Source organism: Janthinobacterium darwini (assembly GCF_051380905.1).
Taxonomy (GTDB): Bacteria; Pseudomonadota; Gammaproteobacteria; order Burkholderiales; family Burkholderiaceae_D; genus Janthinobacterium.
In genome coordinates this window covers 212,733-224,821 of the sequence record NZ_JBNYXX010000002.1, presented here as the reverse complement: position 1 = coordinate 224,821, position 12,089 = coordinate 212,733, and the positions used below count along the sequence as shown (strand labels likewise).

General features: G+C 63.4%; 8 protein-coding genes. 3 read left to right on the top strand and 5 right to left on the bottom strand.

What is annotated here, in order from left to right; genetic code table 11:
* Positions 1–81: 81 nt before the first annotated feature.
* The 3 genes from ACQ4WZ_RS16475 to ACQ4WZ_RS16465 all read left to right on the top strand — a co-directional run bounded on the left by ACQ4WZ_RS16475 (position 82) and on the right by ACQ4WZ_RS16465 (position 3,343).
* Positions 82–558, top strand: coding sequence for a hypothetical protein (locus ACQ4WZ_RS16475; protein WP_101482819.1), 477 nt, complete (start codon positions 82–84; stop codon positions 556–558).
* A 165-nt stretch (positions 559–723) separates the two neighbouring features.
* A complete protein-coding gene (locus ACQ4WZ_RS16470) occupies positions 724–2,973 on the top strand; it encodes a DUF8189 domain-containing protein (RefSeq protein WP_436573987.1) in 2,250 nt (749 codons plus the stop codon).
* 25 nt (positions 2,974–2,998) lie between these two features.
* Positions 2,999–3,343: a hypothetical protein gene (locus ACQ4WZ_RS16465; RefSeq protein WP_133989267.1), complete on the top strand. Its 345-nt coding sequence runs from the start codon at positions 2,999–3,001 to the stop codon at positions 3,341–3,343.
* Here ACQ4WZ_RS16465 and ACQ4WZ_RS16460 read toward each other — a convergent pair.
* From ACQ4WZ_RS16460 to ACQ4WZ_RS16440, 5 genes are all read right to left on the bottom strand, one after another.
* Complete coding sequence (locus ACQ4WZ_RS16460; protein ID WP_101482817.1) at positions 3,340–3,528, bottom strand: helix-turn-helix domain-containing protein; 189 nt, start codon at positions 3,526–3,528, stop codon at positions 3,340–3,342. The genes ACQ4WZ_RS16465 and ACQ4WZ_RS16460 overlap by 4 nt on opposite strands.
* A gap of 190 nt (positions 3,529–3,718) precedes the next feature.
* A complete protein-coding gene (gene parC, locus ACQ4WZ_RS16455; RefSeq protein ID WP_133989268.1) occupies positions 3,719–6,073 on the bottom strand; it encodes a DNA topoisomerase IV subunit A in 2,355 nt (784 codons plus the stop codon).
* 47 nt (positions 6,074–6,120) lie between these two features.
* Complete coding sequence (locus tag ACQ4WZ_RS16450) at positions 6,121–7,932, bottom strand: J domain-containing protein (RefSeq protein ID WP_436573986.1); 1,812 nt, start codon at positions 7,930–7,932, stop codon at positions 6,121–6,123.
* A gap of 12 nt (positions 7,933–7,944) precedes the next feature.
* A complete protein-coding gene (locus ACQ4WZ_RS16445; protein WP_101482814.1) occupies positions 7,945–9,654 on the bottom strand; it encodes a molecular chaperone HscC in 1,710 nt (569 codons plus the stop codon).
* On the bottom strand, positions 9,654–11,651 hold the full coding sequence (locus ACQ4WZ_RS16440; protein ID WP_101482813.1) for a DNA topoisomerase IV subunit B: 1,998 nt from the start codon (positions 11,649–11,651) through the stop codon (positions 9,654–9,656). Before ACQ4WZ_RS16440 ends, ACQ4WZ_RS16445 begins: the two co-directional genes overlap by 1 nt.
* Between the last annotated feature and the right edge of the window lie 438 nt (positions 11,652–12,089).

The window sequence follows — 12,089 nt, the reverse complement described above, 5'->3', positions numbered from 1 at the left end:
ACAGCGCGATGCCTGGCAAATTTTGAACATTTTGCCCGCCTTTAGTAAGAATAAAATTAAACCATATTGAAAGGTCTCATCATGAACAAATTACTCGCCGCCCTGATCGCTACCCTGTTTGCCACCGCTGCCATCGCGCAAACGTCGCCAGTTACCCCAGCCGTTGCCAGCGCCCAAGCGTCTGCGCAGCATGACGTCAACAAGGCTGCCAACAAGGAAGCCAAAGTCGATGCCAAGGCTGACGCCAATGTCGCCAAGGCTGAAATGAAGGCTGACGAAAAGAAAGCCGACGCCCAGCACAAGGCGAACAAAACCAAGGCCAAGGCCCACGACAAAGTAGTCGATGCCGATCCGGAAGACAAAATGAAGGCGCAAGCCAAGGCTGACAAGGCTGCTGCCAAGGCCGATGCTAAAGCGGGCAAAACCTCCGTGAAAGCGGATGCCAAAGTCGCCAAGGAAAAAGTGGAAGCGAACGCCGATAAAGCCATCGCCGCCACCAAGACGGAAGAAGCCAAGGCCAAGGCCGACGCTGAAGTCAAGGCCGCCGCCGCCAAGTAATTTCCCGTTTGCGGGCCACGGCCTGCAAGCCCAAAAGACAGCTTCGGCTGTCTTTTTTTTCGCCTGCCGCTTTTCTTTTGCACCGCTTGCCAGTCTTGATCTGGCGCAAATGCTCCTCTTTTCGCCGTGCCATAGTGAATTGGCAAACAGACCAAGGGGGACATCATGAGCATCGCTAAAACGAAAAAATCACCGGCTACCAGTACGGCTGAAGGCACGCCAGCCATGTCCGCCATGCAATCCATGCCGGTCGAAGGTGACATGCAGGCCGACGCTGATGCGGCCGGCGGCGATGCCATGCCAGGCGGCGGCATGCTGCACGCATCGCATGGCACGGCTGGCACCAGTTGCATGCACGTGGGCGGTGGCGGCGGCATGGGGGACGACCGCGATAGTGGGGGCGGCGGAGGTGGCATGGGCGGCGACGGCGGCGGCCAGGGAGGGGGCACGCCGCAGACGCGTACCTGCGCCACGATGGACGTGCATCGCCGCCTGCTGAGCGAAGATCCTTCCTATGCCAGTGTGCGCGCCGATATCGAAAATCAGGCCGGATTGTACGAGGGCGACAGCGGCATTGCCGGACGTTCCGGCGCGACGCAGATACCGGTGGTCGTGCACGTGGTGTGGAATACGGCCGCGCAGAATATTTCGGTTGCGCAGATTGCCAGCCAGATCGACGTACTGAACCGCGATTTCCGCCGCGTCAATCCGGATGTGAACGGCACGCCGGCGCCCTTCCTGCCGCTGACGGCCGATGCGCGCGTGGAGTTTGTGCTGGCCACGATCGATCCGCATGGCGTGGCCACCAGCGGCATCGAGCGGCGCCAGACGACGGTGACGTCCTTTGGTGCGGACGATGCCGTCAAGTCGCAGGCGACGGGCGGCATGGATGCCTGGCCAGCCGACAGTTACCTGAATATTTGGGTGTGCCAGCTGGGCGGCGGCTTGCTTGGCTACGCGCAGTTCCCCGGCGGCCCGGCCGCCACCGACGGCGTGGTGATCCTGCAATCGGCCTTTGGCACGAGCGGCACGGCGGCGCCACCGTTCCACCTGGGGCGTACGGCCACGCATGAAATCGGTCACTGGCTGAACCTGAATCATATCTGGGGCGACGACGGCACCGGATGCTCGGGCACCGACAACGTGGCCGACACGCCGAACCAGGGCGGGCCGAACACGGGCCAGCCCTCGTTTCCCCAGGTGTCCTGCAGCAACGGGCCGAATGGCGACATGTTCATGAACTATATGGATTATGTCGATGATCCGGCCATGTTCATGTTCACGGCAGGCCAGGTTGCGCGCATGCAGGCTTGTCTCGATGGCCCGCGCGCCAGCATCGGCACGGGGTCGGGCGGCACCGGCGCCACGCCGCGCCAGAGCTCATCTCCCGTCGTGGCCTGGGGCGCGAACCGCCTCGACGTCTTTGTGCTGGGCACGGACCGCGCGCTTAACCACAAGGCCTGGAATGGCACGGCCTGGGCGCCGTCCGTCACCGGATATGAAGGGCAGGGCGGCATCTGTACCAGTGCGCCGCAGGTGGTCTCGTGGGCGCCGAACCGGCTTGACGTATTTGTGACGGGCACCGACAGCGGCTTGTTCCACAAATGGTGGAATGGCACGGCCTGGGGACCGTCGCTGACAGCTTATGAATCCTTGGGCGGGCTGTGCGTGGGCGACCCCAGCGCCGTGGCCTGGGGGCCAAACCGCCTTGACGTGTTTGTCGTCGGTACGGACCGCGGCCTGTATCACAAGTGGTGGAATGGCGCCGCCTGGGGGCCATCCTTGACGGGCTACGAAGCCATGGGCGGCATCTGCCTGGGGCGGCCGGAAGCGGTAGCCTGGGGACCGAACCGCCTCGACGTCTTCGTGATCGGTTCCGACCATGCGCTGTACCACAAGTGTTGGAATGGCACGGCCTGGGAGCCGTCGCTGACGGGTTATGAGCGCCTGGGCGGCATCTGCACCTCGTTGCCGAAGGCGGTGGCGTGGGGGCCGAACCGCCTCGATGTGTTTGTCACGGGCACCGATGGCGCCCTGTACCACAAGTGGTGGGATGGCGCGCAATGGTGGCCGTCCAACGATGGCTTCGAGCGCCTCGGTGGCATCTGCGTGGGCGAAGTGGAAGCCGTGTCGTGGGCGGCCAAGCGACTCGACCTGTTCGTCATCGGCACGGACAGCGCCCTGTACCACAAGGCGTGGAATGGATCTGCCTGGTCGCCTTTCTTGACGGGCTTTGACAACCTGGGCGGCGTGTGCACCTCGCGGCCACGCGCCACGGCCTGGGCGCCGAATCGCCTCGATGTGTTTGTCACGGGCACGAATGGCGCCCTGTTCCACAAGGCGTGGAACGGGACGGCCTGGTCGCCCTCCGTGAGCGGCTATGAAAGCCTGGGCGGCGTGGTATCGTGTTTCTGACGTCAATGTGTAAACGGGAGGCAGCATGCACGGCATGACAACGGCATTGCCCAGCGGTAGCTGGACGCATTCCTTCGAGGAGGATGCCGATGGTATCGAGGTGTACCGGCCCACGGCCACGTTCACCTTTCCTCCCAGCCGCAAGGGGCGCAAGGTGCTGGAGTTCGGCGCGCCCGCCGCCATGGCGCAGGAGGAGGCGACATTGACGTCCGTGGCACCCGGCCCCGATGACCGTCCCCGTGCCGGCTCCGTTACCCGGCTGCGGCCTTTGGGCATGGGGCGTTACGCGCTGGGCGATGCAAGCGGGGCGCAGGACGTGATCGATATCGTTGAAGCGACGCCCGAGGTGCTGCGCCTGTCGCGGCCTTAAAGCGCGCCTCGCAGCTTGTAGGCGAGCGCCGTGCGGTTGCCCACGCCGAGTTTCTGATAAATCGCATGTAGCTGGTTGCGTACGGTGGCCGGCGACTTGCCCAGCTCCCTGGCGATACTTTTGTACGGCAAGCCTTCGGCCGCCATGGCCGCGACCAGCCGCTCGGCCGGGGTCAGGCGCTGCATGTCGCTGTGCCTGAAAACTGACTTCTCATCCCTGTTCTCCTGTCCATGTGCTGCATGCCGGTGGCAATGCCTGCAGGGATAACGGGAACGCGGCGCGTATCTATAAAACTATTTTCTCCTGTTGCCGGTACGCGGCGATGGACGAAAAAAAAGACAGGCGAACCTGTCTTTTCGTATGGACGGGTGGCGCTCAGCCGATGGCCGCCATGGACACCGGTTTCAGCTTGGCCGCCAGCGCCTTGCCTTTCTTGGCGCGCTTGCCGAAGTGCTCGGCCAGGGCCGTGGCACCGAGCGACGCATCCTGCGGTTTCGATCCCCTGCCGATGCCCGAGACCACCACGCCGCGCTGGGTGATCGGCTGCACGGCCAGCAGCTTGTCCTTGGCATCGAGGTCGATCAGCTTGACGCCGGTGCCGCCCTTGGACAGGGTTTTCATTTCATCCAGGCCAAACACCAGCAGGCGTGCGCCTTCCGTCAGGCAGGCCAGGGCGCTGGCTGCATCGGGGATGACCTTCGGCGCCAGGGGCACGTCGCCGTCGTCCAGGGTGATGAAGGCCTTGCCGCCTTTCAGGCGGCTGCTCATGTCGCCCGCCTTGGCGATAAAGCCGTAGCCGGCGCTCGATGCCAGCAGCAAGTTGGTGGCGCCATTGCCCGCAAAGTAATGCAGGATGCGCACGGCGTTGCCCGGCGTGCCCCCGCTCAGGTCGCACAAGGTCGTGATCGGCACTCCATCTCCGCGCGCGTTGGGTAGCGCCGAGACGGGAACCGAGTAAATCCTGCCGTTGTTGCCAAAGCCCAGCAGGGTGTCGACCGTGCGGCATTCGAATGCGCCATGCAGCGTGTCGCCCGCCTTGAAGGTGAACTGCGCCGCATCGTGGCCGATGCCGGTGCGCGCACGCACCCAGCCTTTTTCCGAAATGATGACGGTGACCGCCTCGTCGACGACCTTCTGTTCCGCTACGGCTTTTTGCGCTTCCTCGATCACGGTGCGGCGCGCGTCGCCGAACTGCTTGGCGTCCGCCTCGATTTCGCGGATGATGGCGCGCTTCATCGAGCCCGGGTTGTCGAGCAGGTCTTGCAGCGACTTTTCTTCCTTGCGCAGCTCGGCCAGCTCTTGCTGGATCTTGATCGTTTCCAGGCGCGCCAGCTGGCGCAAGCGGATTTCCAGGATGTCGTCGGCCTGGCGTTCGGACAGATTGAACGCTTCGATCAGGGCCGCTTTCGGTTCGTCCGAATTGCGGATGATCTGGATCACCTTGTCGATATTGAGCAGGATCGCTTCGCGGCCTTCCAGGATATGGATGCGGTCCTTGACCTTGCCCAGTTTGTAGCCGGTGCGGCGCGTGACGGTCTCGAAGCGGAAGTCGATCCACTCGCGCAGGATGTCGCCCAGTCCTTTTTGGCGTGGGCGGCCATCGCCGCCTATCATCACCAGGTTGATCGAGGTCGACGATTCCAGCGAGGTGTGCGCCAGCAGCATCAGCATGAATTCCGTCTGGTCCTGGTTCTTCGACTTCGGCTCGAACACCAGGCGCACGGGCGCGGCGCGGCCCGATTCGTCGCGGATGGTGTCGAGCGAATTGAGGATCAGCGCCTTCAGGGCCACCTGGTCCGGCGACAGCGCCTTCTTGCCCAGCTTGATCTTCGGATTCGTCAGTTCCTCGATTTCTTCCAGCACCTTTTGCGACGAGGTTCCGGGCGGCAGTTCCGTTACCACGGCTTGCCACTGGCCGCGCGCCAGCTCTTCGATCTTCCAGCGCGCGCGCACTTTCATGCTGCCACGGCCGCTCGCATACATGTCCTGGATTTGCGAGGACGGTGTGATGATCTGGCCGCCGCCGGGGAAGTCCGGGCCGGGAATGATGGCCATCAGTTCGGCGTGCGTCATCTTCGGATCGCGGATCATGGCCACGGCCGCTTTCGCCACTTCCGCCAGGTTGTGCGACGGGATTTCTGTCGCCAGGCCCACGGCGATGCCGGAGGCGCCGTTCAGCAGCACCATCGGCAGGCGCGCCGGCAGCAGCTTCGGTTCTTCCGTCGAACCGTCGTAGTTGGGCTGGAAGTCCACCGTGCCCATGCCGATTTCATCCATCAGCAGCTTGGCGATGGGCGTCAAACGCGCTTCCGTGTAGCGCATCGCCGCGGCGCCATCGCCATCGCGCGAGCCGAAGTTGCCCTGGCCATCGATCAAGGGGTAGCGCAGCGAGAAATCCTGCGCCATGCGCACCAGCGCGTCATACACGGACTGGTCGCCGTGCGGATGCAATTTACCGAGCACGTCGCCGACCACTGCCGCCGATTTGCGCGGCTTGGCCGTGGAATTGAGCCCCAGTTCATTCATCGCATACAGAATGCGGCGCTGCACGGGTTTCTGGCCGTCGCACACGTCGGGCAGGGCGCGACCCTTGACGACGGAGATGGCGTAATCGAGATAGGCGCGCTCGGCAAAGGTGGATAGGGTCAGCGCTTCGCCGTCGAATACCGGTTCATCCGGCTCGATCGGCTCAGGCTGGGCATCGTCAAATAAATTGGTTTGTGTGGACATGGCGCTTGTTTCGGTGTTAGTGGTTGCGGTTGAATTCGTGGGGCTGATTATGACAGCCTGGATTTGGAAAAGGACTTGCCGTACGTCAGATACATGTAGCGCAAGGTCAGATACAGCACGGCCACGGCCAGTGCGACGCTGTTATGCATCATTGGCATGGCGCGGATGGAAAGAGCCTGACCGGCCAGCACGAAGCTGGCAATGGAGGGCACCAGCACCAGCGGCCACATCGTCTTCCATTTGAAATCGCTGGGGGAAAACAGCAAGCCGGCGCACGACCAGGCATACAGCGTGGCGCCGACGAGGGGGGCTGGCAACTGCTGCGCATACAGTAGCGACAGCAAGCCCGCACAGCCGACCAGCCATGCCGCGCGCAGGCGGGGCAAGAGCGCCTCGGGCCAGCCGCAATCGCCATACAGGCCGGTAGCGCTGCGCAGGGCCAGCGCCGCCAGGCAAAACATCAATGGCATGGCATCGCCGATGGCCAGCGCGGTGGAACCTTTGCCGCTCATGAACATGGCGACGAACAGCGACAGGCCCAGGCACAGGAGCAGCAGCATGCCATGCAGCAGCTGGCGATTGAGCGCATACGCGAGCAGGGCCGACGCGCACAAACCGGCCGCAGTCACCAGGTGCATGGTCTCGCTGCGCTCGGGCAGGAACAGCAGCAGCGCCAGCACGAGATAGGGCACGATCCAGCCCAGTTGCCGCAAGCCGGGCCGCGCCCACAGCACGGGCAGGCGTTCCTGCAGCGCTTCCTGCAGCGTGTCGAGCCGCGCGAACAGCGGCGAGGGCCAGCGCAAAGCATGCATGGCCAGCAGGGCAAAGGCCAGCGCCTGGAAGCCCAGCAGGCTGGCATAGGCGGCCGTATCGCCGAGCTTGAAGCCGGCCGCATCGAGCACACCGGCGAGCATGAAGTGCAGCACGAAACCCAGGCCGCCCGAGGCCAGCGCCGTCTGCTTGAAGTAGCGCTTGGCATGGACGGCGTGTTCCCACTGCTCGAACAGGTCCGTATCGAGCTTGCAGGCCAGCATCTCGGCGTGCTGCCAGCGTATCGCGTGCAGCAGTTCGCGCAGCTGCAGCGTGAATTTTCGGTCGAACAATTGGCGCGCGTAGGCCGATGGCGGCTGCTGCGACATGAGGCAGTCCAGGCCGGGGTAGCTGTCGCGGTTGTCGCTGAAATGGGCGAACGAGCGGTCCGCCCGGTAGCGCTGCACGGCGCTGCGCACCAGGTCCGCATGGCTGCGCGCCAGGTAGGAAAAATCGCGGTCCCAGCCCAGCTGCTCGAACAGGGCCTGGCGCAGCGCCAGGTCATAGCCGGCGCTGGCGCAATAGCGCAGCGCGCACAGGTCGAACTCCTCGCGCACGTCGAGGTTCAGCATGGCGTCGTCCTGCAGCATGCGGGCCAGCACGTCGCTGGTATCGGCGTGGCGCGTCTGCGCCAGGCAGCCTTGCCACAGATTGGCCGCTTCCTGCGTCGGATCGATGGCGACCACACCCCATTGTTCTGGCGGCGGTGCGGGCTCCCGGGCAATGATGCCCCACAGTTCTGCGGGCGGCTCCTGCGCCGCATCGTCGATCACGCCCCACAGGTCGGCCGGTTCCATGGGCGCCGCTTCTGGCACTTCCGCCGCTTCCGCTTCGGCCCCAGCCGATTGCGGTTCCGGCAACTCCGCAGCAAACAGGTGCGCATTGCGCAGCGCGTATTCATACGCTTCGCGCAGTTCCTGGAAGGCGGCCGGATCGTCTTCGGGGCGCGTCACCTTCAGGCGCTTCGCATACGCACGCTTGAGGGCGCGTTCGTCGCCGGTCGGCTCCGTGCCCAGGATATCCCACAGGCTGCGCTGTCCGTTGTGCATGCCACCGTCCATTTACAGGAAACTTTCGCTCTCGACCTGGCGCAACACCTCGTCGAGCGCCTGGCGGGCCTTGCGGATGGTGTTCGGGTCCTGCGTTTCCAGCGCGGCCTGGAAATTGGCCGTGTGCGCCGCCAGATACTGGCGCACGTCGCCCAGTGACTGTTCGTACAGGCGGTCGGCGCGCGTGACCAGGGTGCGGTTTTCCATCTGTTCGCGTGGGTGGATCTTCAGGTCGGCCAGTTCAAGGAAGCGCTGCTCGATCTGTTCCGGCGTCATCACGCCCGCGTTGTCGCTGATGATCATCTTGTGGCGTTCCTGCGTGGCCAGCACCGTTACTTCCGCTTCCAGTACGCCGCTGACGTCGTAGGTGAAGCGCACGTCGATGCCGATCTCGCCCGCCTTTTTTGCGGGTATCGGGAAGCTGATCTTGCCGAGAAAGACGTTGTCAGCCACCAGGCGCGACTCGCCCTGGAAGATCGCCACGTTGATTTCCTTCTGATTGTCGTAGATGGTGGTGATGTTTTCCGTGCGCGAGACGGGCACCACGGAGTTGCGCTCGATGATGGGCAGGTAATGCCCGCCTTCATACTGGTTTGCGCCGACCTGGCGCGAAATCGAAATGCCCAGCGAATACGGTGCCACATCCGTCATGACCACTTCGTCCAGGGCCGCATCGCGCATCTTGAGGCCAGCCTGCACGGCGGCACCCAGTGCCACGGCTTCGTCCGGGTCCAGGTGGATGGCGGGAAAGCGCCCGAACATGCGTGATACGAGCTTGCGCACCAGCGGCATGCGCGTGGCGCCGCCGGCCAGCACCACTTCATTCAATTCCGCAGCGCGGATGGTGGCGTCGCGCAGCGCCCGTTCCACGGGCAGGCGCAAACGCGCCAGCAGCGGTTCGCACAACTGCGCCAGCCTGTCTTCGCTGATTTCCCAGCTGTATTCCTTGTCCTCGTAGCGCGTGGCCATGCGCACGGATGGCTGCTCCGACAACAGGCGCTTGACGCGCTCGGCTTCATCGCGCAGCAACTGCTGCTGGCGCGGGTCGAACAGGCGGCTGCCGGCCGCGTCGCGCAAGCCGCTGCCGTCCAAAAAGGCGTCGACCAGCACCGTGACGAAGTCTTCGCCGCCCAGAAAATTGTCGCCGGCAGAGGCGCGTACTTCCATCACGCCTTCGAACAGCTCCAGGATCGACACGTCAAACGTGCCGCCGCCCAGGTCGAAGACGAGGAATTTGCTTTCCTGTTCCTTGTCGCGGATGCCGTAGGCCAGCGCGGCGGCTGTCGGCTCGTTCAGCAGACGCTCCACGCGCAAGCCCGCCAGCTGGCCGGCGATGCGCGTGGCCTTGCGCTGCGCATCGCTGAAGTACGCGGGCACGGTGATGATGGCTTCCTCGACCTTGTGGCCCAGGAAGGCTTCGGCATCTTCCTTCAGCGCGCGCAGCACCATCGACGACAGCTCTTCCGGACGGAATTGCTGCGTGCCGAGGGTGATCTTCTTTTCACTGCCCATGTAGCGCTTGAAGACGGCGGCCGTCAGCTGCGGGTGCGTCTGCAGGCGCTCGCGCGCGGCGCGGCCAACCAGCACGGTGCCGTCGTCATCGATGCTCACGCACGACGGCGTCAGGTGTTCACCCAGCGCATTCGGGATGATGGAAGCCTTGCCGTCGCGCCAGATGGCGACCAGGCTGTTGGTGGTGCCCAGGTCGATGCCGATGATCATCAGATATCGGCCTCCGCCTCATTGCCGTGTTCCTCGATCCAGGCGCGCCGTCCTGCCGCTTCGCCTTTGCCCATCAACATGTTGAAGCGCGCGGCGGAAGTCATGTGGTCGATTTCGCCCAGAGTCACGGGGAGCAGGCGGCGCGTGTCCGGGTTCATCGTCGTTTCCCACAGTTGCTCGGCGTTCATCTCGCCCAGGCCCTTGAAGCGCGAGATCGACCAGGCGCCCTGTTTCACGCCCTCCTTGCGCAGCTTGTCCTCGATGGCGACCAGTTCGCCGTCATCGAGCGCATAGATTTTCTGCATCGGCTTCTTGCCGCGCGCTGGCGCATCGACCCGGTACAGGGGCGGGCGGGCGATGCAAATATGGCCCTTGTTGATCAGGGCCGGGAAGTGCTTGAAGAACAGGGTCAGCAGCAGTACCTGGATGTGCGAGCCGTCCACGTCCGCATCCGACAGGATGCAGATCTTGCCATAGCGCAGGCCGGACAGATCGGGCGTGTCGCCCACGCTGTGCGGATCGACGCCGATGGCCACCGCAATGTCGTGGATTTCGTTATTGGCAAACAGGCGGTCGCGGTCCGTCTCCCACGAGTTCAGGACCTTGCCGCGCAGGGGCAAAATCGCCTGGAATTCCTTGTCGCGGCCCATCTTGGCCGAACCGCCCGCCGAGTCACCCTCGACGAGGAACAGTTCATTGCGCGTGATGTCCGACGATTCGCAGTCCGTCAGCTTGCCCGGCAGGACGGCGACGCCCGAGGATTTTTTCTTTTCTACTTTTTGCAGTGAACGCTGGCGCGACTGCGCCTGCTTGATCACGAGATCGGCCAGCTTCTTGCCGTAGTCGACGTGCTGGTTCAGCCACAGTTCCAGTGGTGGTTTGGTGAAGGTCGAGACCAGGCGCACGGCGTCGCGCGAATTCAGGCGTTCCTTGATCTGGCCCTGAAATTGCGGGTCCAGCACTTTCGCCGACAGCACGAAGGAAGCGCGCGCAAACACGTCTTCCGGCAGCAGTTTCACGCCTTTCGGCAGCAGCGAGTGCATCTCGACGAAATTTTTCACGGCGCCGAACAGGCCGTCGCGCAAGCCCGATTCGTGCGTGCCGCCATTCGAGGTGGGAATCAGGTTGACATACGATTCGCGCACGATGGCGCCTTCTTCCGTCCACGCCACCACCCAGGCCGCGCCTTCGCCTTCGGCAAAGCCTTCCGAGTCCGGGCCCGCGTACTGCGCGCCTTCGAACAGGGGAATCAGGGTTTCGCCATTCGACACCTGCGCCAGCGATTCGGTCAGGTAGCCGCGCAAGCCTTCCGCGTACAGCCAGGTCTGCGTGTCGCCGGTTTTCGCGTTGGTCAGGGTGACGGTCACGCCCGGCAGCAGCACGGCTTTCGAGCGCAGCAAGCGCTGCAGCTCGGTTTGCGAGATGTTGGGCGAATCAAAATACTTCGCATCGGGCCAGGCCGTCACGCGCGTGCCCGACTTCTTGCCGTCACGCGGAGCGGGGCGGGAACTCAAGGGTTCGATCACGTCGCCATTTGCGAACACCATGTGGTGCAAGCCGTTGCCGTCGCTTTCCTTGCGCCAGACGGTGATTTCCAGGCGCGTCGACAGCGCATTGGTGACGGACACGCCAACGCCGTGCAAGCCGCCCGAAAACGCGTAGGCGCCGCCCGAACCCTTGTCGAACTTGCCGCCCGCGTGCAGCCTTGTAAACACGATTTCCACCGTCGGCACGCCTTCTTCCGGGTGCAGTCCGACGGGAATACCGCGGCCATTGTCTTCTACGGTGATGCTGCCATCCGTGTTTTGCGTGACGGCGATATGCGTGCAGTGACCGCCCAGCGCCTCGTCGGAGGCATTGTCGATCACTTCCTGAATGATGTGCAGCGGATTTTCAGTGCGGGTGTACATCCCCGGGCGCTGCTTGACGGGTTCCAGTCCCTTCAGGACACGGATGGATGATTCGCTGTAGTCGGATGCTGGTTTTTTAGTGGCCATACGTGTTCAAGCTAAGTAAAGACAGTGGTTGGAACGCCAGGCCAGGGCACTGCAGGGCGCAGTGACAACGGCGGCGATAACTGTATGAATATACAGTATATCCCGTCCAGCGTCACTGGGAGAGGGCAGTGCGGCAGGCATGGCGTCCTTGTGCGGACGCTCGCGCATTCTATCTTGTCCAGCGAGCAATAGCGCTACTCCAGGGCAACAACAGTGCGCTGCGCGCGCGGTTTTGCGCCCATTGTGGACGATTTTATGCCCTAAAGCCCCCGTTTTTACATCTTGTTTACAGCTGACTCTCCAGTCTTTACGAATTTTTTAGACCCTTTTGGCTAATCTGCTCACTATCAAAACAAACCTGAATGAGGGTGGGAATGGATATCGTGTATCTCGGCTTGATTGCCGTTTTTTTCGTCGTGGTGGTCGGCTTTGCCGTCG